Source organism: Indolivaga capnocytophagoides, from assembly GCF_036511535.1.
Lineage (GTDB): Bacteria > Bacteroidota > Bacteroidia > Bacteroidales > Dysgonomonadaceae > Dysgonomonas_A > Dysgonomonas_A capnocytophagoides.
In genome coordinates, this window is the sequence record NZ_AP028867.1 from 1,652,222 (window position 1) to 1,673,059 (window position 20,838).

20 protein-coding genes are annotated in these 20,838 nt (G+C 37.9%); 11 read left to right on the forward strand and 9 right to left on the reverse strand.

Features of this window, described 5'->3' with window-relative positions; all coding sequences use genetic code 11:
- Nucleotides 1-7 precede the first annotated feature (7 nt).
- Complete coding sequence (pfkA, locus tag AABJ51_RS06720) at nucleotides 8-988, forward strand: 6-phosphofructokinase (RefSeq protein ID WP_026627654.1); 981 nt, start codon at nucleotides 8-10, stop codon at nucleotides 986-988.
- Between the two features lie 116 nt (nucleotides 989-1,104).
- Nucleotides 1,105-1,686 (forward strand): outer membrane beta-barrel protein, encoded by a 582-nt coding sequence (locus tag AABJ51_RS06725; protein WP_338374896.1) that lies wholly within the window; start codon nucleotides 1,105-1,107, stop codon nucleotides 1,684-1,686.
- A gap of 147 nt (nucleotides 1,687-1,833) precedes the next feature.
- Here the strand turns inward: AABJ51_RS06725 and AABJ51_RS06730 are convergent, their stop codons facing one another.
- Nucleotides 1,834-2,046, reverse strand: coding sequence for a hypothetical protein (locus tag AABJ51_RS06730; RefSeq protein ID WP_338374898.1), 213 nt, complete (start codon nucleotides 2,044-2,046; stop codon nucleotides 1,834-1,836).
- Nucleotides 2,047-2,945: 899 nt separating this feature from the next.
- Here AABJ51_RS06730 and AABJ51_RS06735 point away from each other — a divergent pair.
- The 5 genes from AABJ51_RS06735 to AABJ51_RS06755 all read left to right on the forward strand — a co-directional run bounded on the left by AABJ51_RS06735 (nucleotide 2,946) and on the right by AABJ51_RS06755 (nucleotide 7,830).
- Nucleotides 2,946-4,754 carry a phage tail-like protein gene (locus AABJ51_RS06735; RefSeq protein ID WP_338374901.1) on the forward strand — a complete coding sequence of 603 codons (1,809 nt, stop codon included), beginning with the start codon at nucleotides 2,946-2,948 and terminating at the stop codon, nucleotides 4,752-4,754.
- A gap of 303 nt (nucleotides 4,755-5,057) precedes the next feature.
- Nucleotides 5,058-5,468, forward strand: a complete 411-nt coding sequence (gene mce / locus AABJ51_RS06740; protein ID WP_026627657.1) for a methylmalonyl-CoA epimerase — start codon at nucleotides 5,058-5,060, stop codon at nucleotides 5,466-5,468.
- Nucleotides 5,469-5,588: 120 nt separating this feature from the next.
- On the forward strand, nucleotides 5,589-7,148 hold the full coding sequence (locus AABJ51_RS06745) for an acyl-CoA carboxylase subunit beta (protein ID WP_026627658.1): 1,560 nt from the start codon (nucleotides 5,589-5,591) through the stop codon (nucleotides 7,146-7,148).
- Between the two features lie 37 nt (nucleotides 7,149-7,185).
- Nucleotides 7,186-7,362 carry a hypothetical protein gene (locus AABJ51_RS06750; RefSeq protein ID WP_166786283.1) on the forward strand — a complete coding sequence of 59 codons (177 nt, stop codon included), beginning with the start codon at nucleotides 7,186-7,188 and terminating at the stop codon, nucleotides 7,360-7,362.
- 18 nt (nucleotides 7,363-7,380) lie between these two features.
- Nucleotides 7,381-7,830, forward strand: coding sequence for a DUF2118 domain-containing protein (locus AABJ51_RS06755; RefSeq protein WP_338374904.1), 450 nt, complete (start codon nucleotides 7,381-7,383; stop codon nucleotides 7,828-7,830).
- Between the two features lie 77 nt (nucleotides 7,831-7,907).
- Here AABJ51_RS06755 and AABJ51_RS06760 read toward each other — a convergent pair whose 3' ends face one another.
- From AABJ51_RS06760 to AABJ51_RS06785, 6 genes are all read right to left on the reverse strand, one after another.
- Nucleotides 7,908-9,131, reverse strand: coding sequence for a PepSY-like domain-containing protein (locus AABJ51_RS06760; RefSeq protein ID WP_338374906.1), 1,224 nt, complete (start codon nucleotides 9,129-9,131; stop codon nucleotides 7,908-7,910).
- Between the two features lie 210 nt (nucleotides 9,132-9,341).
- Nucleotides 9,342-9,812, reverse strand: coding sequence for a PepSY-like domain-containing protein (locus tag AABJ51_RS06765; RefSeq protein ID WP_338374907.1), 471 nt, complete (start codon nucleotides 9,810-9,812; stop codon nucleotides 9,342-9,344).
- A gap of 77 nt (nucleotides 9,813-9,889) precedes the next feature.
- A complete protein-coding gene (locus AABJ51_RS06770) occupies nucleotides 9,890-11,134 on the reverse strand; it encodes an ABC transporter permease (protein ID WP_338374909.1) in 1,245 nt (414 codons plus the stop codon).
- A 198-nt stretch (nucleotides 11,135-11,332) separates the two neighbouring features.
- Complete coding sequence (locus AABJ51_RS06775) at nucleotides 11,333-12,100, reverse strand: hypothetical protein (protein WP_338374911.1); 768 nt, start codon at nucleotides 12,098-12,100, stop codon at nucleotides 11,333-11,335.
- A gap of 125 nt (nucleotides 12,101-12,225) precedes the next feature.
- Nucleotides 12,226-12,999 (reverse strand): hypothetical protein, encoded by a 774-nt coding sequence (locus AABJ51_RS06780; RefSeq protein ID WP_338374913.1) that lies wholly within the window; start codon nucleotides 12,997-12,999, stop codon nucleotides 12,226-12,228.
- Nucleotides 13,000-13,099: 100 nt separating this feature from the next.
- Entirely contained in the window at nucleotides 13,100-13,792 is a 693-nt protein-coding gene (locus tag AABJ51_RS06785; protein WP_338374914.1) for a hypothetical protein, read from the reverse strand.
- 646 nt (nucleotides 13,793-14,438) lie between these two features.
- Between AABJ51_RS06785 and AABJ51_RS06790 the strand changes: the two genes are divergently transcribed.
- Nucleotides 14,439-15,065: a ribonuclease H1 domain-containing protein gene (locus AABJ51_RS06790; RefSeq protein ID WP_338374916.1), complete on the forward strand. Its 627-nt coding sequence runs from the start codon at nucleotides 14,439-14,441 to the stop codon at nucleotides 15,063-15,065.
- An 80-nt stretch (nucleotides 15,066-15,145) separates the two neighbouring features.
- The gene (locus AABJ51_RS06795) at nucleotides 15,146-15,805 is read left to right on the forward strand and encodes a DUF2461 domain-containing protein (protein ID WP_134435519.1); all 660 of its coding nucleotides are present in this window, start codon (nucleotides 15,146-15,148) and stop codon (nucleotides 15,803-15,805) included.
- 54 nt (nucleotides 15,806-15,859) lie between these two features.
- On the opposite strand, the gene AABJ51_RS06800 is transcribed toward AABJ51_RS06795, so the two are convergent.
- Entirely contained in the window at nucleotides 15,860-16,516 is a 657-nt protein-coding gene (locus AABJ51_RS06800) for an HAD family hydrolase (RefSeq protein WP_134435520.1), read from the reverse strand.
- Between the two features lie 417 nt (nucleotides 16,517-16,933).
- Between AABJ51_RS06800 and AABJ51_RS06805 the strand changes: the two genes are divergently transcribed.
- The gene (locus AABJ51_RS06805) at nucleotides 16,934-17,830 is read left to right on the forward strand and encodes a diaminopimelate dehydrogenase (RefSeq protein WP_134435521.1); all 897 of its coding nucleotides are present in this window, start codon (nucleotides 16,934-16,936) and stop codon (nucleotides 17,828-17,830) included.
- 15 nt (nucleotides 17,831-17,845) lie between these two features.
- The gene (ispE, locus tag AABJ51_RS06810; RefSeq protein ID WP_338374922.1) at nucleotides 17,846-18,658 is read left to right on the forward strand and encodes a 4-(cytidine 5'-diphospho)-2-C-methyl-D-erythritol kinase; all 813 of its coding nucleotides are present in this window, start codon (nucleotides 17,846-17,848) and stop codon (nucleotides 18,656-18,658) included.
- A gap of 84 nt (nucleotides 18,659-18,742) precedes the next feature.
- On the opposite strand, the gene AABJ51_RS06815 is transcribed toward ispE, so the two are convergent.
- On the reverse strand, nucleotides 18,743-20,818 hold the full coding sequence (locus AABJ51_RS06815) for an alpha-L-fucosidase (protein WP_338374924.1): 2,076 nt from the start codon (nucleotides 20,816-20,818) through the stop codon (nucleotides 18,743-18,745).
- Between the last annotated feature and the right edge of the window lie 20 nt (nucleotides 20,819-20,838).

The following is a 20,838-nucleotide window of genomic DNA, read 5'->3' on the forward strand; positions in this document are numbered from 1 at the left end:
ATTAATCATGGCAAACATTAAGTGTATTGGCGTTCTGTCCTCTGGAGGCGATGCTCCTGGAATGAACGCAGCTATTCGCGCCGTAACCCGTGCTGCTATTTATAACAATATCGAGGTAAAAGGCATTATGAGAGGTTACAGAGGTTTGATTTTTGATGAAATTATCCCTTTCAAAACCAATAGCGTCAGTAATATTATCCAACAGGGTGGAACTATCCTGAAAACAGCACGTTGCAAAGAATTCATGACTCCCGAAGGACGTCAGGTAGCTTTCGAAGCTATGCAGCGCGAAGGAATTGACGCCTTGGTCGTAATCGGAGGAGACGGTTCGTTAACCGGAGCCCGCATAATGGCGCAAGAGCACAATATACCCATTGTAGGCCTTCCCGGAACAATAGACAATGACCTGAATGGTACAGATATGACTATCGGATACGATACTGCATTGAATACTATCATGGAAGCTGTCGATAAAATCAGAGATACAGCAAGTTCGCACGAACGCTTATTCTTTATCGAAGTAATGGGACGCGAATGCGGCTACTTAGCATTAAACGGAGCTTTGGCTACAGGAGCAGAAGCAGCTATTATTCCCGAACGAGTATTCGAATCTGACCAGTTGGGCGAGCTTATCTCCAACGGTTTCAGAAAGAGCAAAAACAGTAGCCTGGTGCTTGTTACGGAAGGTGATATCACCGGAGGAGCTATGGCTATGGCAGAACGTGTAAAGAAAGAATATCCCCAATACGATGTGCGTGTAACTATTCTGGGACACGTTCAACGAGGAGGATCTCCCACTGCCGCCGACCGTATCCTTGCTAGTCGTATGGGAGCCGCTGCTATAGATGCGCTTCTTGACGATCAGCGAAATGTTATGATCGGTATACAGAATGATAAAATCGTATATGTGCCATTCTCAAAGGCAATTAAGAAAAACAAGCCTGTAAATGAAGATCTGATCAATACATTAAAAGTATTATCAATCTGATTTACAATTAGATTATATAAACGAAAGAGACTCTGCTTAGAGTCTCTTTCGTTGTTAATAGCCTATTGTTTTGGGTTTCTTGAAAAAGAAACTATTTTTGTAAAAAACTTTTATACATGAAAAAATCGGTACTATTATTATTCGTTATATTATTGGGATACAACTTGGCTTCGGCTCAAACACGTTTAGGATTACGAGGCTCTGGGCAAATAACATCGCTATCAACAGCTGACGCTGCCAGTCGCTTCGGTTTTAAAGTTGGGGGTATGCTAAGCACCCCCGTTTCTGATAAATTGTATTTCCAACCTGCTATTTTACTTTCTTTGGACGGATCAAAATCAGCAGACAAATATAAACCTTCGTATTCGGCATCAACTTATTCAGTAGAAACTCCCTTGATGTTTTCTATTAGAGGTGGAGATGAAGATGTGAGTGTAGGTTTCGACTTTGGAGGATTTGCCCGTTATGCTTTTTCCGGCAGTTACTGGACAGACTCTGCTGAAGGAAGAATCAAACCTGATATCTTCGATTTACACAAGCGTTTCAACTTTGGCCCTCAGGTTGGTTTTAGTGTAATGGTTGGCAGTTTGTATCTGGGCAGTAGTTTCCAATATGGAGTCATTAAACCCTGGAGCGGAAAACGTGGAGGAAGTTACAGTTACGGAGTTAATATCGGATACCTGTTCGAAATATACTAAGGTCGCAGACCTATTTTATCACTTCGACAAGTATAACAACAGGAGCCTTCTATAACTTAAATTATAAAATAAATCTAAGAAATCATTCAACCACCGACTCACGAATAATTTCTTAGATTTATTACCCTTAAAAACGAGAATTTCGATTCATTCAGAATGGCTGTGCCCTCTAAGGAATCCCAGTAAACAAAGCACCATACCGACGATAGCAGTCCCCATGCCATAAAGCATGAAAAGATTACCTCTTTCCATTCCGGCAGTTTCTCTTTGTGCACCGATCTGTACAAAGAAAAACAGAGAGAAAACAACCAAACACAGACCTAAAACGGTCATAACTTTACGTCTTTTCTTGCCTTCCATAATTCAATAAGTTTAAAGATCAATTTAAGGTCAGAGCCTCAGCTCTTTTTGATTGAAAGCCTTTCATTAAAATACTTTCGATCATCTATAATTTAAACATTATATAACATATTTCGTTCACACAAACTAGTTATTTAACATTCGTATATTTAGCAAAGTAAATCTAATCGTAATATTGCAGTTTTGGCATTAAAAAAACATTGTTTAATATTTGTCACACTAATCATCATTATATGGGCAAATATTTCACATATAAAAATTTCAATACTTGTCGGATTTTTAACAATTCGGATTTGGCTGTATTGTGTGAAATATTAGAGAGACGCATCTGGCGTAACAAATAATCAAAATTTCTATTGTGTCAAAATGACGGAGCACTTTTTTATGCTTCGCATAAACAGTTATCAGTCAACAGTTATCAACTGAACTTGTAATTGAATATCATTGCTTTACACCATTTTTACATCTGCTAATTTTCATATCTGTCAAGTGGCTAATCTTCACATTTACATATTATACCAAAGTTCAATTAATCATTGATAACTGTTCATTGATAATTGTTCTCTGTTCAATCGGTTGGCTCGGCATATCATGTCAGACAGAGATATTTTGTTGTCATTGTTGTTGTTTAATCTCTGAACCTGACAGTTCATCTCATTCAGACCAACTTTGGGCAGCAAAGTGCACTCTCTGCACTTTACTGCCTTTTCACACATACACTCAAAAAGAAATATTATACTTTGCTACAATCGTATTTTTACGTTATTTTTGTGTCAATAAAACACTTTGTTTTTTTTTAATTACTCGGAAGAGACCAGGGATAAAGCATCAATTGATAAATACTCAATCAATCAAAATAAAAGATATACTATTTTACGAACAACAGAATTTTAACAACAATGAAGAAAACTAAACTGAAAAAATTATCATTATTTACAGTATTATGCTGCCTTGTCTTCTTTACTCAGAATCTTTATTCTCAAGTAGGCATCAATACTGAATCGCCAAATCGGCTTTCTGAATTAGATGTTCAGAACATTGTAAACGGAACAGATACGATACCCAAAGGTATAATGGTTCCCCGTATTACTCAAAAACTAAGAGATCAGATTGATGTCACAGATAAGAGTATTGCTAACGGATTATTTATTTATAATATCGATGAAGATTGTTACAATTACTACTCTAAAGAAGATAAAGAATGGAAAAGTCTTTGTGGAAAATTGGGAAACGCCCAATTCGATCCTGTTGATTGTAATGATATTACGGTAAAGGGGATTTATATCCAGGACAAAAGCGTAGATGCTTCAAATTACCTGGTTATCAGGGTTAATGTAAAGAAAACAGGAAATTATACAATTAACGGAACAACAGGTAACGGCTACTTCTTTACGACATCGGGAACTGTTCTTGAGACAGGAGCACTGACTATCTATGTACCCGCTCAAGGGATGCCAAATCAAGCACAAACCGATTATGTTAACCTAACGGGAATAACGCTCCTAAATAACTGCCTACCCGAAATTATAGTAAAAGCTCCCACTGCAACTTATACAATTAACTGTTCGAGCATTGTCGTATCTGGAGACTATTATAAAAACGAACAATTAAACTCAACTCACTATATATCAGTCAATGTGAATGTTTCTAATCCGGGTACTTACAGTATTACATCAAACTCCGTAAACGGAATACAATTCTCAGCCGAAGGAGCTTTTGACGGTAAAGGAACTAAATCGGTAAAACTAATGGGGACAGGTACTCCAACTGTTAATGAAAATTTTGAAATCACAATTACAACCAATACCACAGAAGGTAATAGTCAGTGTACAACGACAATACCAATAATACTGCCTTCTATGAAATTTGCTGTCATAGGAAATGGAAGATACTCTTGGTCTACTGATTCTCCGGAAAGAACTGCGGCTCTAAATTCTAGCAATGGAAGCTTTAGCCCAAATGGCAAAGTCAAGATAAAAAGCTTTACCCAACTTTGGGCCACAACAAATGTTACAACTGCGGCATCGTGGTTAACAAACGGATATTCTGATGGGAGTTTTCCCGATGTCGTTCTTTATTTCGCATACGGAGCATCTCCCAATCTTGCCGTAACCAATGCTCTTGTTGATTACATAAACAAAGGAGGATGTGTCATTTATGGGTCTTCTGATAATACAGCCTCAGCCGTCAATATTCTATTAAAAGGTGTATTTGGAATAGAAACAGCTCAGAATCAAATTGCAGGAAATCCGATATACGACAACCCCTACCCTATTAATAACCTGCCCGATGATCCGATAATCAATGGACCTTTTGGCAATATAGCCGGAAAAGACTGGGGAGAAGATAATGACAGTAACAATTCTATTATCTTAACATCACTACCTTCCAATTCAGTACAAATTTGCTCTGCATATAATCCTTATGGAAAACCATCGGTAAATCCGGAATATTCAATAGTATGGTATAACGACAGTAAAAATTTTGTATACTTTGGAGATTGCGTAGCTACCATCGGAACCTCTACTGGATATCAGAATGACTATCCCTCTTGTTATATCAATGGAATTCCTTCCAGTAAATTTTATGGAAACTATCCGCAACCAAGTGGTGCGCCAAGCAAATACGTATATAATTCGGCTTTAGAATTAAATGCTCTATCGTGGGCTATAAAAAAGGCTGCAATAAGCGGTATAAACCCGTACTAAAAGAAACATATATAAAGCATTAAATAAGAAGCAGATATAATACCGTTATAATTTTCATACGGGTATTATATCTGCTTCTTATTATCTATCAGAGTAATACCACATGTGCAACACAAGCATAAACTATGGAATTATCGTTCTACTTAGATTTTTACTTTTTGTCACCTCCCGGCACTTACAACATCGACAAAACCTATCACAGATAAACAGAACCTCTTTTTATCTTAAATAATTCTTTCTCATTATAATTAAATTAGTAATTTTGTAAACAATAAAAATTTACTAACTTTTTTATAGAGAAACATGAATATTTCGCACATCGAACATCTTGGCATTGCTGTAAAAAGCATCGAAGACAGTCTTCCATATTACGAAGGCGTTTTAGGCTTGAAATGTTATAACATTGAAGTGGTAGAAGATCAAAAAGTGAAAACTGCGTTCTTCAAAGTAGGACAAACTAAAATTGAACTTCTTGAGCCAACCAGCCCTGATAGTACTATCGCTAAATTCATCGAGAAAAAAGGAGAAGGTATACACCACATTGCATTTGCAGTAGACAGCGTTGCCGCATCATTGGCCGAAGCCGAAAGCAAAGGCGTACAATTGATAGACAAAGCTCCTCGTGGTGGTGCAGAAGGTTTGAATATAGCATTCCTTCACCCAAAATCAACTTGCAGTGTGTTAACTGAACTCTGCGAACATCCTGAAAAATAAAGGTCTTTGACCTTTTTTTATTGTTCATTGCGCAATAAGAGATATTCTCATATTTGCCCTATCCGTTATGAACAGAAAGATAACACATAATTAAAAATTTAAGAATCAAAAAATAATAACATGAGCCAACTTGAAAAAGTAAAAGAGCTTATTGAACTTCGTGAAAAGGCACGCCTAGGCGGTGGTCAGAAAAGAATCGATGGTCAACATGCAAAAGGAAAATACACAGCTCGCGAACGTATATCAATGGTATTGGACGAAGGCAGCTTCGAAGAATTCGATATGTTCGTAGAACACCGTTGTACAAACTTCGGAATGGAAAAAACCAAATTCCTTGGTGACGGTGTAGTAACCGGATGCGGAACAATTGGCGGACGTCTTGTTTACATCTTCGCTCAAGACTTTACTGTAATCGGAGGATCATTGTCAGAAACTCTAGCAATGAAAATCTGTAAAGTAATGGACATGGCTATGAAGGTGGGGGCACCTTGTATCGGTATCAACGACTCGGGTGGCGCACGTATCCAAGAAGGTGTTAATGCTCTTGCCGGTTATGCAGAAATTTTCCAACGCAATATCATGGCTTCCGGTGTAATTCCTCAAATCTCAGGAATTTTCGGACCTTGTGCCGGTGGTGCTGTATACTCTCCGGCTTTGACCGACTTCAATATCATGACAGAAGGCACTTCTTATATGTTCCTTACAGGACCTAAAGTTGTAAAGACTGTTACAGGTGAAGACGTTACTCAAGAAGAACTTGGAGGAGCAAGTGTACATACAACCAAATCTGGTGTTGCTCATTTCTCAGTTGAAAATGAAGACGATGGTCTTTCTTTGATTCGTAACTTGATGAGCTTCCTTCCTTCAAACAACAGAGAAGAAGCTCCTCGCAGAGAATGTACTGATCCTATCGCCAGAATGGATGACTTATTGAATGATATCATACCTGACAATCCGAATAAAGCATACGATATGTATGAAGTAATCGGTGCAGTTATCGATAATGGCGAATTCCTTGAAGTACATTCGGCTTATGCCAAGAATATAATTATCGGTTTCGCTCGTTTCAACGGACAATCTGTCGGTATCGTTGCCAACCAACCTAAATACATGGCCGGAGTATTGGATATTAATGCTTCACGCAAAGCTGCACGTTTTGTACGTTTCTGTGATGCCTTCAATATACCTTTGGTTACATTGGTAGACGTACCGGGATTCCTTCCTGGAACAGGTCAGGAATATGGCGGTGTAATTGTTCATGGAGCAAAACTTCTTTATGCTTACGGCGAAGCAACTGTACCTAAAGTGACTGTTACTCTACGTAAATCTTATGGAGGTTCTCACATCGTAATGAGTTGTAAACAACTTCGTGGCGATATCAACTACGCATGGCCAACTGCCGAAATCGCAGTTATGGGTGCTGATGGTGCCGTAGAAGTATTGTATGCTAAAGAAATCAAAGCAGATCCGGATCCTGTTAAACAAGCAGAAGCAGCCGCAGCTAAGAAAGAAGAATATAACAAACTATTCTGCAATCCTTACAATGCAGCACGCTACGGTTATATTGATGACGTAATCGAACCACGCAATACACGTTTCCGTGTAATCCGTGCACTAGAGCAGTTGAGAACTAAAAACGTGGTAAATCCTGCTAAAAAGCATGATAACTTACCTCTATAATTAAGCGAATAATAAAAATATTAAACAGCTTGAGATTATGAGTGATAAAAACATACCTACAGATGTTTTAGCAGCTATTGCCATGGCTATATATGACTTTCAGCACCAACACGATGTGGAAAGTAATGTACTAACCATTAAGCATGAATCTAACGCTAATCTTCCTTGGGTTGACAGAAGTGCAATGATGCTTCAAATGCCAGTAAGAAAATAAAAATTAGAGAATTTTATCATGAAACAATTCATATATAGAATTAACGGTCAAGATTATATCGTTGCCGTAAATAAATTAGAGAACTCTGTAGCACAGGTTGCCGTAAACGGCAGCAACTATGAAGTAGAGTTAGTTAACAACGAGGAGGAAGTTACATTTACTGCTAATCCTGTTGCTAAATCAGCACCTGCAGCAGCTGCTCCTAAGAAAACTGTAGCAGCCGCAGCACCTAACAAACCTGCAAGCGGTAACAGTGCAGGAGCTATCAAATCGCCACTACCCGGTATCATTGTAGGTATCAATGTAAATGTTGGTGATGATGTGAAGAAAGGACAAACAGTAGCCGTGTTGGAAGCTATGAAAATGGAAAATGCCATCAATGCTCCTAAAGACGGTAAAGTTGTTTCGATCAATGTAAACCAAGGAGATTCTATCCTTGAGGGTGTAACTATCCTTACTGTAGAGTAATTCCGAGAATAACTCCATCATAAAAAAATCCCAATGAAGAAATTCATTGGGATTTTTTCTATCATTTATTATCTTCATCATGGTCTATCCCAATAGTCAACCAATTCTCCCTTACCATTTATTTTAAGAATAGCGTTATTTGCATCAAGACTAATATAGTAATACATTTTAGTGGTTTCCTCTATCACTTTCTCAATCTTTACTATTTTATTTCCCCAAAAACCTTCGTTCACACAATTAAGAACGGCACTCGGCAATTCTTTTTGTATCGACTGAGGAATCTCCTGATCTCCCCCATCAATCAGTATCCACTCTTTGTATGACGTAAAAATACATTCAAAATCATTACTCAAGAAATAACGATATTCATCGGGGCTCATACTTCCCCATGAATAACCGATAATGCTAATATCATTTTCAGGCCAATGTGATTTAATAAATTCGAGAACGGCAGTTCTGACTTCACTAGGATTTGCAGGGGTTCCCTTATAATCTTCAGTTGCGATAGTGTATCCATTACCATTAACAAATCGGAAATTGTAAAGACCTACCTGCTCTATTTCCATAGAGACTATCGGACTTCTTCCTGTATTCTCAGCATCTTTAATAATATCCTCAGGCATAAGGCTTAAAACATCTTTTGACAAAGGTTTTATTCCTCCATCAATTTTTTGCCAAGTACCTTTATTATAATCGAAACGTAAAATAGTTTCATCTGATAAGTACACCAAATAATATCTTTTGCTGTAATCTTCCGCATTTAATATAACTGAAGTTACTTCTGCGTCTGGCCAATATTGTTTAATAAAGTTTCTGGAAACATTGGAAAGTTTGTCAGCTTTAGATTCTTCATCATAACCGAGATACTCTCCGGTACTATTATATGCAAGTTGTGTTTTCGGCAATTTGAGCATATAACCATACTCTTTCACCTGCATCCCTTTTATAGTATCTGCTTCGTGAAATGTTTCTGTCGCTTTTCTAATTTTCTGAGGTAGACAATCCAACAACGTTTTGGGAAGCACTTTCGATGTTTCAGCAAGCATCCATTTTCCATTCTTGTCGAAATTTACTGATAAGTCCTGATCCTTATAATAAGCAGTGTATACACTATCATCCACCAATTTGATTTCAGGATCAGTAAAGTCCAATAAGTAATACGAAAGAAACGATTGGGCTTCCAGAGGTAGATCTACCTTTGTTTTTACGGGTGGTGTATCATCATCATTATCGCTGCACGAAACTAAAGAGAAAGCCCAAATACATACGATATAAACGAATAAGAATGGTTGTTTTTTCATTGTTGTGTGTGTGTTTTTAAGCAACAGAACGTATTCAATGACTATTTTAAGCGACAACCAACTCTAGGTATTAGGCTTGCAAAGTCAAAAAACAGGTCTGTGACCTTAGTTTATCAGTTAGTTATAGGCAAAAGTAAACTTTTATTCTAAAAAAAGCCAATAGTCGTAAGGGTATCTCACGACTATCGGCTTTTTTTCGTATAAGAGGTACTATCTATCTATTCCGATAAATGTTCCATCCGACTTAAACATCAGATCCAAATCATTTAATAATTCGACTTTAAAACCGTAAGATTTCTTCTCAATCTCCACAATTGCAACCCCTGCATAATTTGCCGTTAGATAAGTTTGCAACTCTTGCGGCAACAGAGCAACAACTGACACCGGCACAGCAGTCAAACGACCGTCAACACCTGTCCATGTTCCATCGGGAGCAAAATCTACCTCAAAACCATTGGATAAATAAGCCTCAAACAAAGTTCCATCTTCGTCCATCCCTTTATTTTTTTCAAGCCTGCTAATTGTAGCACTAGGGAAATGTGTAGCAACAAAAGCTTTCCCCGCCTCAGGCAATGCCTCAACCGGAATATTTACATCGTCGTCATCATCACTACATGACATAGCCATAAAAGCTAAAGCAAACAAAGCCACTAACAAATTAATACTTAATAATTTTCTCATAATATCCACTAATTATACATTTAATTTTGTTACAAATGTATAATGTGATTCTGGAGAAAATCTGGAGAAATAAAATACTATTCGAATTTTATTGACTTAGCCGGAGAAATACGGGCAATAAGGTATGAAGGGCCTATCATCATAGCCAAAGATATAAGCAAAGCTCCGATATTGATCAGAATTATATATAAAGGATTAAGATATACAGGCATTTCTGTCACATAATAGGTTGCGGGATCGAGTTTTATAATCCCGAACATTTTCTGGAGAATACAAATAACGAGGGCGATCACATTTCCCCATATCATCCCTTTTATAATCAAGAATGAAGATATATAAAGAAATATTTTGCGGATATCAGTATTTCGGCATCCTAAAGCCTTTAGTATCCCGATCATATTTGCCCGCTCTAGAATAATAATGAGTAATCCTGAAATCATGGTAAATCCCGACACTGCAAGCATCAGTATTATTATTACCCACACATTCATATCAAGCAACGACAGCCAACTGAATATCATGGGGTTTATATCTTCTATGGATCGTGTAAACAAAGCATTCCCATCACCATCGTGAGAACCTGCCATCTGGAAAAACAGATCATCTTTAACTTCCTGTAAGCGGCTATAATCTTTTACACGTAGTTCGAGCCCGCTCACCTGATTAGCGTCCCAGCTATTAAGCCGCTGAACGGTATTCAGACCAACGATCATAAAAAGCTTATCGTAATCTTCGAAGTTAGTACTGTATATACCCGTTATTGTAAATTTTCTTACTTTAGGCGGATCTTGTATAAAGTAACTAAAGAAGGAGTCTCCTAACTTCAGGTGCAGACGATCTGCTATATATTTAGATATTATGGCCTGATTAGCGACTGTCGAATCCGAAGGCTGAAACACATCTCCTTCGATCATATTATCTTTAAAGAAAGACCAATCGTAATTCTCTCCTACCCCTTTCAGTACCACACCCTGAAAATCGGTATCTGTTTTGATTATGCCGGGCTTAGTTGCATACGATTCGATATGTTCAATATTGGGGTTCGATTGCAAAACCGATAATAAACTATCAGATAATCTGACAGGCTTAGTATCATAAGATGCAGTATTGGCAAAACTGGTAATCTGAATATGCGACCCGAAACCAATAACCTTATCTCTGATCTCTTTCTTAAATCCGACGACTATACATACCGACAATACCATAGCAGCCAACCCGATAGCAATACCTGCCACAGCAATTTTAATTGCCGGAGACGACACTTTCTGTTTTGTACTTTCTCCGAAATATACTTTTCGGGCGATAAATAGTTCGAGATTCAAAACTGGTTCCTTTTATTTAAGTTACAGCAAGTATTTAATGTCGCATAATTAAGTAATAACTACTTATGGCAGCCATGCCTCGATGGACAACAAACAAAGGTAACTATAATCATTATAAATAAAAGTAGTATGCCTAAATAAAAAGGTCTCCTGCATTATAATAATGCAGGAGACCTTTTCCGAAAGAGTACATGTATATTAATTGCTTAATATTTTTACCGCACCAAAATGTGTTCCGCCATAACGGTTGTTGATAACTACAGAAACATCCGAAATACCCCAAACCTCAAGTTCTGAGTTAGCTGCGAATGTTATAAGTTTTACAAACTGGGGTTTAGCCCAATACCCACCTTCATATTCATGAAGGCTGCCAACCGTTTCCAAAACCTGTCCGTTTGTCTTATTTCTCAGTTGTATCCAAAAGAAGTTAGGTCCCGTTTTATTAGCAACTCCGCTGGCTCCCACTGATGAATAAATAAGCCAGATGCCCGGTGTGATCTTAATTGTAGTCCTCGTGAGATTAGTCCAGGTTTTAGGTACAGTAATAGATCTGCTTGCATCTTCCTGATTAGGGTCTGCCAAACCATCTGCATTTCCATAAAGAAGCCCTTTCAATATACTCTCAATAGGATTCAACATATCGTTAATTTCCTTCCATGAAGCATATCCCTGAGCATCAGACACCAATCTCATGTCTTGTTTCAGTCCTGTTCCTGAATAAAAGAGATCCCCATTTATATCAAGTTTTGTAGTGGGTGTAACACCTACTCCTACATTACCATTACTATCAACAACAAAGTCGTCACTCAGCATAGCGGCTGACACGGTTCCACTTGAAGGATTATTACCTTTGGCATCAAGATGAAATAAATATTTCGGGTTATCAGTATAAACCCCTATCTGAGCTTTTAAACCGACCATATTAATGCAAAAAATGCTTATAAATATTATTATATATTGTTTCATATCTCAAGCTTATGTTTAAGTATTTAGAAACTTATTAAGTTAAAGAAAGAATTTAATGACGTGTATCAGAACAGTTATAACCTGTTGCTGTTACACTTAAAGACTCATAAAAAAGGTCTGAGACCTTATTGAAGTTTGATTGCATAAAAATATGCACCAGATAAATTAGTTGTCAATCTGGGCGAAGTATAAGTTGTCGAAGGACTTTTCGCATAAATGTAGTATTGCCTTGTCTTTTGCAATGCTCCTTCTATCGGAACAGATACAAACCCCATAACCATAGGTGTGCAGTAATATTGCGTATATACACCCAAACGGATCATATGGGGCGACCCGGCTTCACTTATTGTTTTAGTAGTTACCACGCTATTGGTATCAGTAGTCCTTTCCTCTATTTTTAGCCAGACAAACTGAGGTCTTTCTTCAGAGCCTGTCCCCCCTCCTACGATATCGGCACGCCCTACAATCATCCATAATCCGCCTTTCAGAGTGATAGGTGCAGAAGTTATATTTGTATAAGACGAGCTTAAATTAGCAGCAGACATTACTGTGCCCAACAATACTTTGCGACCAATCAGATCGGCATCATACCAAGAACCCAAACCTGTAGCATCGGATACGAAAAAAGCTCCAGCCTGTTGATTTCCATCTACAATCCGTAGTTTACCATTCACTTCTACTTTAGCTCGAGGAGCTATTGTTCCAAAGCCAACACTTCCATCCTGAGTAATAACCAAGTCGTCCGAAATACCGGAAGTTCCACTCGAATTACTCAATGGATCAATCTGCATACGGATATTTGATGATATATTGCTTATCTGGACAACTTGACTTTGTAACAGCCCTCCACACAGCATAAAACAATATATGATAGATATTTTTATAAATACTGATTTCATTGTAATAATAATTTAGTTTAAGTTCTCAGACCTATTTATAGACTTTGCAAGTATAACAGCAATAGCTGGTTATCATTATTAAACACTTGCCATTACTTAATTATGATAATTTTATCGCATATACATATGACCCGCCCATATCCGGCGAGGTATAAGTACAGTTAGACCAGTTCTGCCCCTGCAACACAATCTTCTTACTACCACTGGTTATTTCTATAACCCCGGTTGTTTCAACTATATCATAATAAGCACCGTCATACGAAGGACGAGATCCTGCCGCATTTATCGCATTACTCGTGCTGAGATCAAGCAAACGGATCCATGTAAAATAGGTTGATGCACAAGTATTTTTGGTCACTAATCTGGCGATTAACATCCATTTTCCAACAGCCAGTTCTATTTCAGGAGTGACAGTCAGCCACGAGCCTACAGGTAATAATAATCCGTTGTAAACTGTCGATTGCAATATCTTAAACTGAAAAGTAGCATCCCAATACCCCAAACCCGTTCCATCTGTTGTAAAAATATTTCCTGTAGCCTGTGTGCCATCGGCAATCCGTACACTTCCTCTAACATCAAGGTTTGCTGTAGGTGCAGCTGTGCCGATTCCTACACCAGTGCCGGTAACAATAAAATCATCGGAATCATTAGCCGGAGCAATACTAGTTCCTGTGGTATTAGCTTTCGGATCAATATGAAACGCCCCTAACGGATTTTGAGTATTAATGCCAACTTGCGCATGGATAATCCCGAAGGAGAATATCCCCATTATTAAAAGAAATTTCTTTTTCATTATTTGTTTGAATGTTGTGGTCATAGACCTTGTTGTTTATATTCAGAGTTCTAATTAGCAGTAAAAGAAACAGTAAAGTGCATCCGCTGCACTTTACTGCATGACAAAACCGGCCGGCGGACTGGTATAATCTCAAAGCAGATTCAGAACGACAACAAAACAACAACAAAACTGCCTTATACAGTTCGTCCTGCCGGTTTACTAAAAAATTGATATATATTACCCGAGGTATGTATACGAGAAAAATCATCACGTCATTTTGACGCAATGTTATTTTTTTTATATTAAAAATTTGATTAGTTACGCACGGACAGCGTCTCTCTCTCTCTCTCTCTCTCTCTCTCTCTCTCTCAATATTTCACGCGACATAGCCAAGCCTAAATTGTTAAAATTCAGATAAGCTAAAGAATTTATATGTGTGAAAATATATCCCATTAGAATAGAGGAAACAATTGGTGTTCGGTGCAAATGTAGTCAAATTTTCTAAATACAGAATATTTATTAACATTTTAACTTCTTCAAACATAGAGCATACTCCTTACCAAGATTAAATATTATCTTTGTCTAATGATACAATATTCGACCGGCAAGAGGAAGACAACCCTTGTTCTCGAAAATAAGATTTAATTGCTATTATCACTTTTTTATGGCTAAAAAGAATTTTTATGTTGTCTGGAACGGAATCAAACCCGGTGTTTATAATTCATGGGATGAATGCAAAGCTCAGGTTTCGGGATACGACGGCGCAATATATAAGTCTTTCCCGACTCTGGATCAGGCAAAAAAAGCTTTTGATGAAAATCCTTGGTTATATGTAGGAAAGCAGGCTAAAGCCACGCCAAAGAATAACAATATAAATAATCTGGCTATTATAAAAGAAAGCCTTGCAGTAGATGCTGCGTGCAGCGGTAACCCCGGTTTAATGGAGTACCGTGGAGTATATGTTCTTACCGGAGAACAAATCTTTCATCAGGGACCTTACGAACAAGGTACTAATAATATAGGCGAATTTTTGGCTTTGGTACATGGTTTGGCCTTATTGAAGCAAAAGAATCTTTCGATGCCTATTTACTCCGATAGCGTAAATGCAATCAAATGGATCAAGGAAAAGAAGTGCAAAACTAAGCTGGAGCGAACTCCAACCAATATGTCGTTGTTCTATATGATAGAGCGAGCCGAAAAATGGCTGCGAGAAAATACATTCACTACCCGTATTATAAAATGGGAAACTAAGGAATGGGGAGAGATACCTGCCGACTTCGGAAGAAAATAAAGGTCGCAGACCTATTTATTTTGCTTTATCGTAAGAAAAATAAATCGCAGATCTTACAGCAAATTATATAACATTGACTTATGGCATTTAAAGGATTTACAGAAGAAACATTTCAGTTTTTCAGAGATATAAAAGAAAATAATTATAAAGAATGGTTCGAAGCTAACAAAGATGTCTTTGTAAAAGAAGTACAAGCTCCGTTCAAAGAGCTTATAGCCGTATTGTCTCCAACCATGTATAATATAGATTCTCAGTTCGAATTACGCCCGCACAGGGTACTCTCGCGGATATACAGGGATACACGTTTCTCTAAAAACAAAGATCCTTATAAGACATGCTTGTGGATGAGTTTCCTAACACCTTCAACCGAATGGGAAAATATCCCCGGATATTTTATGGAACTCAGTGCCGATCATTATTTATACGGCATGGGACTATTTGCTCCGAAAAAGAAAACGATGGACAGCCTCAGAGACAGTATTGCTTATGATGCAGAGGAATTCAAAGTGAAATCGCAACAGGTTTTGGATCGGGGTTTTACAATTCAGGGAGAAGAATACAAAAGACTTATACCAAATGATCTTCCCGAATACTTCCAACCTTGGATTCAACGAAAATCGGTATATGTTGTCAAACAAAAACCGATAAATAAAGATGTGTACACTGAGAAATTTGCAAAAATTATTGCCGAAGATTTCGAATCGCTACATTGGCTGTACGATTTCTTTAAGAATGAGTGATTCTTTAATTCTATCATAAAAAAAGGACTTTACTTAAAGTCCTTTTTTCCTTTATTATTCTATTACAGGTATAAACAGGTCAGTAATTCTTTCGCCACCTGTCAGATGATAAGCATGCAATCCAAACTCACGAGCTCCGGTTATATTCGCCTCATTGTCATCAATAAACAACGTCTTCTGAGGATTCAGTCTGATTGCATCCATCATTTCGCGATAAATGGCCTGGTCGGGTTTTCTTAAATGCATTTCGTCCGAATAGAAACATTGTATAAACAGGTCATCGAAATTTTCGCCGAACTGCTTTCTGTACATTTCTTTGAATTTCACACGGTGGGGAAAATTAGTGTTGCTTAACAGATATGTCCTGTAATTTTTATTTATCTTCTCCAGCATTTCTATCCTCACTCTGTCATAAGGCTGTAACAAAGCATTCCAAGCATCCCAGATTTCCTTTTCGTTTACATTTTTCGCATCAGGATATTCAGTATGAACGGCATCAATAAACTGAGAGGGAGTTATCAATCCCAATTCAAGATCCAATAAGAATTTTTTATGTCCTGAAATAATATCATCGGAATTAAGCCCTTCAATCTTAAGATTATTAAATGCGATTAATGTACGACCGATATTGATATCCATTATAACTCCACCGAAGTCAAAAACAATATTTTCTATTTCATCAACGGGGAAAGCGGGTATGTTTAATTTCATTTTTATACTTTTCTTAGCTGTACTGAGGTCTCAGACCTGTTTATAAACTCTCAAATCATGCAACGGCAGATAATTATCCACAGAAAACCTTGCCTTACTTAAATACATATATTTTTCTGAATACAATCGACCGGAGTATTTAGCAACTCCATCAAAAAAGGTTTTCGACCAGTAAAATGCGAATATAACAAAATCTTTTTTATTGAAAGCCGATACCTCAGCTTAAAAAAGAGAATGATTTCCACAAAATTTATGTACTTTTGTAGGCTCGTTCCTGAAAATCGATGCAGAACAATACATATACAAGTCAAAAGAATGACTTTGAGCAACAATATTTAATTATAATAAGTTGTAGCTTTTATACATCTAAAAATATTAAATAGGTCTGCGACCTTAGAACCTCATAAACAGAACCTCATGAAAAAAATAAACGCAGCCATCATCGGTTATGGCAATATAGGAAAATATGTACTCGAAGCGATTATCAGTTCCCCTGATTTTCAGGTTGCAGGTATTGTTCGCCGCAACCCCGATAACATTCCCTCTGAACTAAAGGACTACAAAGTGGTAGCATCTGTCAAAGATCTGAAAGATGTAGATGTAGCCGTACTTTGTACACCCACACGCAGTGTTGAAGAATATGCTAAAGAATGCCTGGCTTTAGGAATCAACACCGTAGACAGTTTTGACATACACGGAGGCATCGTAGAACTTCGCCACAATCTTGATAAAACAGCAAAAGAATACAAGGCTGTATCGGTTATTTCGGCAGGATGGGATCCGGGTACAGATTCTATGATACGTTCTATGTTCGAATTCATGGCGCCCAAAGGTGTAACATACACTAATTTCGGTCCGGGCATGAGTATGGGACATACAGTAGCCGTAAAAGCTATAAAGGGCGTAAAAGCCGCATTATCGATGACAATACCTTTGGGAACAAGCATACACCGCCGTATGGTATATATTGAGGTAGAAGAAGGTCACAAATTCGAAGATGTGGCTAAAGCCATAAAAACAGATGATTATTTTGCTCACGATGAAACCCACGTAACTCAGGTAGAATCGGTTGACGCATTAAAAGATATGGGTCACGGAGTAAATATGGTACGCAAAGGAGTATCAGGCAATACTCAAAACCAGCTTTTAGAATTCGATATGAAGATAAACAATCCGGCTCTTACCGCTCAGGTATTAGTAGCATCGGCACGTGCATCTCTTCGTCAATCTCCCGGAGCATATACCATGATAGAAATACCTATTATCGATTATATTTACGGGGACAAAGAAGCTCTTATCAAAAAACTAGTTTAACATAACAATCTTAAGATGATTTGCTTTCCAAACGCAAAGATCAATCTGGGTCTGAATATTATCTCAAAACGAAACGACGGTTATCATAACCTCGAAACGATTTTTTATCCGATTATGATAAAAGACGCTCTGGAGATAGTAGAAACACCTAATCTTGAAACAGATATTTTTATAGAATCGGGAATAAAAACAGGTACAAATGCCGACTCCAATTTAGTAATGAAGGCATTGCAACTGGTACGTTCTCAATATCAAATACCTCCCGTAGAAGTACACTTGCTGAAAAAAATACCGTTCGGTGCGGGTATCGGAGGAGGATCAGCCGATGCTGCCTTTATGCTAAAACTGATAAACAGTAAATATTCTTTGGGTGCATCATCTAAAGAATTAGCCGATATGGCTGCGAAGCTAGGTGCAGATTGTCCATTCTTTATCTACAACAGACCGATGTTTGCATCAGGAATTGGAGAGAAATTGGAGGAAGTAGAAATTTCGTTCGAGAATTATTATCTGATATTGGTAAAACCCGAAATTTTTGTTTCGACCAAGGATGCCTTTTCAGCGATTGAACCTGCCACACCATCAAAGAATCTAAAGGATATTGTAAAACATCCTATTGAAGAATGGAAAAATCTGATGTTCAATGATTTTGAAAAGAGCATCTTCCCGAAATTCCCAATGATAGAACATATCAAAGAGAAACTTTATGCACTTGGAGCTATCTATGCCTCTATGACAGGATCGGGTTCATCGGTATATGCTATCTTTAACAAAAAAACAGATCTGAAACATCATTTCGACGGATGTTTCGTTTGGGAACAGGAATAAATATCCGAAGATATTTCATTTCATATAAAAAGCGGATAAGATTTTTGATCTTATCCGCTTTCATTATCTTTTAATTGAAATCATTCAACGTGTTATTACACCTAACTCGGCAATTGAATATTTAGGACCTCGTTTAACCGCTTCCAAACTCATCATTTTGAGATAACGTGCTTTTACTGTTTTTCCAAATGTAACACGATGTTTAGCAGGCTTAGTTCTCATATTGGCAAAAGATGCATTGTCTATCACCTTATCCCATTTACGCCCATCGAGGCTGGTATACAAATTATACCTGAAAATATTACTGGCACTCTCGTCATAAGACGGTGTATAAGTGAAGCCTTTGAGCATGAGTTCGTCCGAAAAGTCGATCGATACACTATGATTTTTATAGATACTCACAAACGAATTCTCATCTCCATCGACTATTGCAGACATATCTTCATAGGTCGGAGAAACGACTTTCCATTCAACCGGAGCAATATCATATCTCTCAGATACAATTTTACTTTTATCCTTACCCTGATTGATCATTGCAATAGCACGAATATGACCGCCCTTAGGCAACAACAACGACCTATTGTATTCGAGAGATTTATTACTTGGACGGCTGCCATCGGTCGTATAATAAATAATAGGGTCAGGGGTAGTGCATGATATACTAACTTTTCCGGCTTTATCCCGTGAGATGACAGGATTACTTAAACTTTCCTTTGCTGAGAATAGCGAAAGCTTATTTATCACGGGGCTGGCCAACGCTCTTTCGATGTTTATTCTTATCTGACGGGATGTTACCGAATGAAAGCGCAATATACGCTTATAACCGATAGTCGTACCCGACACCAAAGGCTTCCACAGATCGTCTTTCATATATTCGACAGTAAAACGTTCAATTCGTTGTCCCAACGGAATATATTCCTGCAAAAGCAGCCTGTTGAAAGTCTTATCTCTGCGAAAAGATATATCCAGAGTAGCCTGAGTTACCGTATCGTCTGTAGCCCAATAACTGTCATAGTTGGCATCCAGCATATTCTGCTCGATAAAACGATCCGAATTACCTCTTACACTTGAGGCCTCTACTTTTGCAGCTTCCATGATATCTGCACCCAGAGCCTCATCAATAACTCTTCGGAATTGCATAAGACGGATAGAATCGTTTTTGGGAATACGTCCCGAACGATCCGGAGCCACATTCAGCAATAAGTTAGAATTACGACCAACAGAAGTATAATATATATTCATCAGTTCATCCAGAGATTTTATCCGGTCATCGGTATCGGGACTATAAAACCATCCCGGACGAATAGAGACATCCGATTCTGATGGAATCCAATTCTCCCCCAAACGGTTACCCCGACTTAGCGTATCAAGAGAAGGAGCATCTGCTTCGCCACGCCCAAAGCCCTCGACATTCAAAGTCGACCAGTTGGTTTCTCCCGCAATTCCCTGTAGACTACCGCTCCAACGCACTCCGGGACCAATATCACTTGCTATAATTGCCGAAGGTTGATTACGCATAACAATACGTAGGAAAAGATCCCAATCATACAACTGCAACTTGGCATGAGTATTTTGCTCCTTCATTCTATTGAATGACTGCTCAAATATCTGACCATAATTACTCGTTACTTCCGTAAGCATTCCGGCAAACATCTGGTTGTATTCGGCTGTACCATAAGTAGGATGATTATTGTCAATTGGTGAAAGATACAATCCGAATTTAAGATCATACTCCTTACAGGCATCCGACAATTCTTTCAATATATCTCCACGCCCGTTTAACCACGAAGATTCACGTACTGTATATTTACTGAAATTGCTAGGCCACAAGCAAAAACCATCATCACTCTTTGCTACTATGATTATACCTTTCATTCCTGCAGCCTTTGCTGTTGCAGCCCATTGGCGACAATCGACATTTGCAGGATTGAAAGCAGATAAACGTGGAGTTTGTTGTTCATTATCGGAGAAAGTACCCAAACCAAAATGAACCAACATATAGTATTCCATCTTCTGCCAGCTCAATTGTTCATCTGAGGGCAAAGCACCATAAGGCCTTGGCGGAATATCGGAAGCCTGATAGCATGAGTACATTCCTGCCAGCATCAGCAAGAATGATAAAACATTTATTTTGATAAATGCCGCATGTACCATCTTCATATAAGTTTAGAAAATAAGCC

Excerpts from the sequence above, each read along its gene's own strand:
- AABJ51_RS06735 (WP_338374901.1), top strand. The coding sequence starts at position 2,946 with ATGAAGAAAACTAAACTGAAAAAATTATCATTATTTACAGTATTATGC.
- AABJ51_RS06790 (WP_338374916.1), top strand. The coding sequence starts at position 14,439 with ATGGCTAAAAAGAATTTTTATGTTGTCTGGAACGGAATCAAACCCGGT.
- AABJ51_RS06785 (WP_338374914.1), bottom strand. The coding sequence starts at position 13,792 with ATGAAAAAGAAATTTCTTTTAATAATGGGGATATTCTCCTTCGGGATT.
- AABJ51_RS06760 (WP_338374906.1), bottom strand. The coding sequence starts at position 9,131 with ATGAAAAAACAACCATTCTTATTCGTTTATATCGTATGTATTTGGGCT.
- AABJ51_RS06725 (WP_338374896.1), top strand. The coding sequence starts at position 1,105 with ATGAAAAAATCGGTACTATTATTATTCGTTATATTATTGGGATACAAC.
- AABJ51_RS06775 (WP_338374911.1), bottom strand. The coding sequence starts at position 12,100 with ATGAAACAATATATAATAATATTTATAAGCATTTTTTGCATTAATATG.
- mce (WP_026627657.1), top strand. The coding sequence starts at position 5,058 with ATGAATATTTCGCACATCGAACATCTTGGCATTGCTGTAAAAAGCATC.
- AABJ51_RS06755 (WP_338374904.1), top strand. The coding sequence starts at position 7,381 with ATGAAACAATTCATATATAGAATTAACGGTCAAGATTATATCGTTGCC.
- ispE (WP_338374922.1), top strand. The coding sequence starts at position 17,846 with ATGATTTGCTTTCCAAACGCAAAGATCAATCTGGGTCTGAATATTATC.
- AABJ51_RS06805 (WP_134435521.1), top strand. The coding sequence starts at position 16,934 with ATGAAAAAAATAAACGCAGCCATCATCGGTTATGGCAATATAGGAAAA.
- AABJ51_RS06750 (WP_166786283.1), top strand. The coding sequence starts at position 7,186 with ATGAGTGATAAAAACATACCTACAGATGTTTTAGCAGCTATTGCCATG.
- AABJ51_RS06780 (WP_338374913.1), bottom strand. The coding sequence starts at position 12,999 with ATGAAATCAGTATTTATAAAAATATCTATCATATATTGTTTTATGCTG.
- AABJ51_RS06745 (WP_026627658.1), top strand. The coding sequence starts at position 5,589 with ATGAGCCAACTTGAAAAAGTAAAAGAGCTTATTGAACTTCGTGAAAAG.
- AABJ51_RS06730 (WP_338374898.1), bottom strand. The coding sequence starts at position 2,046 with ATGGAAGGCAAGAAAAGACGTAAAGTTATGACCGTTTTAGGTCTGTGT.
- pfkA (WP_026627654.1), top strand. The coding sequence starts at position 8 with ATGGCAAACATTAAGTGTATTGGCGTTCTGTCCTCTGGAGGCGATGCT.
- AABJ51_RS06815 (WP_338374924.1), bottom strand. The coding sequence starts at position 20,818 with ATGAAGATGGTACATGCGGCATTTATCAAAATAAATGTTTTATCATTC.
- AABJ51_RS06765 (WP_338374907.1), bottom strand. The coding sequence starts at position 9,812 with ATGAGAAAATTATTAAGTATTAATTTGTTAGTGGCTTTGTTTGCTTTA.
- AABJ51_RS06795 (WP_134435519.1), top strand. The coding sequence starts at position 15,146 with ATGGCATTTAAAGGATTTACAGAAGAAACATTTCAGTTTTTCAGAGAT.
- AABJ51_RS06800 (WP_134435520.1), bottom strand. The coding sequence starts at position 16,516 with ATGAAATTAAACATACCCGCTTTCCCCGTTGATGAAATAGAAAATATT.